The sequence below is a fragment of the Roseateles sp. P5_B10 genome (assembly GCF_056400485.1).
This window is the reverse complement of record NZ_JBFULE010001269.1, coordinates 1-1,019: the sequence shown is the minus strand read 5'-3', so window position 1 is coordinate 1,019 and position 1,019 is coordinate 1. Positions and strand designations below refer to the sequence as shown.

General features: G+C 64.5%; 1 protein-coding gene. It reads left to right on the top strand.

Annotation, left to right across the window (positions count from 1 at the left end):
* Positions 1-38 precede the first annotated feature (38 nt).
* On the top strand, positions 39-1,019 hold a 981-nt coding region (locus tag AC1DU6_RS32650; protein ID WP_477862408.1), incomplete at its 3' end, for an NADH-quinone oxidoreductase subunit N.

The following is a 1,019-nucleotide window of genomic DNA, read 5'->3' as shown; positions in this document are numbered from 1 at the left end:
GCAAGATCCCGGCCTGATTTCGAGCAGAGGCAAGAACAATGAACGACATGAACTGGCTCGCGATCTACCCCGAAATCCTGCTGCTGGCGATGGGCTGCGTGGTTGCCCTGGTGGACCTGTGGGTCACCGACGAGCAGCGCCGCCCGACCTACTGGCTGACCCAGCTGACCCTCATCGTCGTGGGTGGCCTGCACTTCAGCTACTTCAACGCCGGCCTGACCACCTATGCCATGCAGGACATGGTGGTCGCCGACCCCATGGGCCACCTGCTGGCCGGCTTCGCCTGCGTCGCGACGCTGATCACGCTGGTCTATGCACGCCCCTATGCCGCTTTCCGCGAGATGCTCAAGGGCGAGCTCTTCATCCTCAGCCTGTTCGCGCTGCTGGGCATCAACGTGATGCTGTCGGCAAACAACTTCCTGGTCGTCTACCTCGGCCTGGAGCTGATGAGCCTGTCGCTGTACGCGCTGGTCGCGCTGCGCCGTGACCATGCGGTGTCGACCGAGGCGGCGATGAAGTATTTCGTCCTCGGCGCCCTCGCCAGCGGCTTCCTGCTGTACGGCCTGTCGATGATGTACGGCGCCACCGGTTCGCTGACCATCCCCGAAGTCTTTGGCGTCATCTCCCAGGGCATCCCGAACAAGAGCGTGCTGATCTTCGGCACCGTCTTCGTCGTCGCCGGCCTGGCCTTCAAGCTCGGCGCCGCGCCCTTCCATATGTGGGTGCCTGACGTCTACCAGGGCGCCCCGACGGCTGTCACGCTGCTGATCGGTGGCGCGCCCAAGCTGGCCGCGTTCGCGATCACCGTGCGCCTGCTGGTCGAGGGCATGAGCGGCCTGGCGGTGGACTGGCAGCAGATGCTGGTCGTGCTGTCCGTCATGTCGCTGCTGATCGGCAACCTGGCGGCCATCGCCCAGAGCAATCTGAAGCGCATGCTGGCCTACTCGACCATCGCCAACATGGGCTTCATGCTCTTGGGCATGACTGCCGGCGTCGTCAATGACAGCACGACCTGGGGC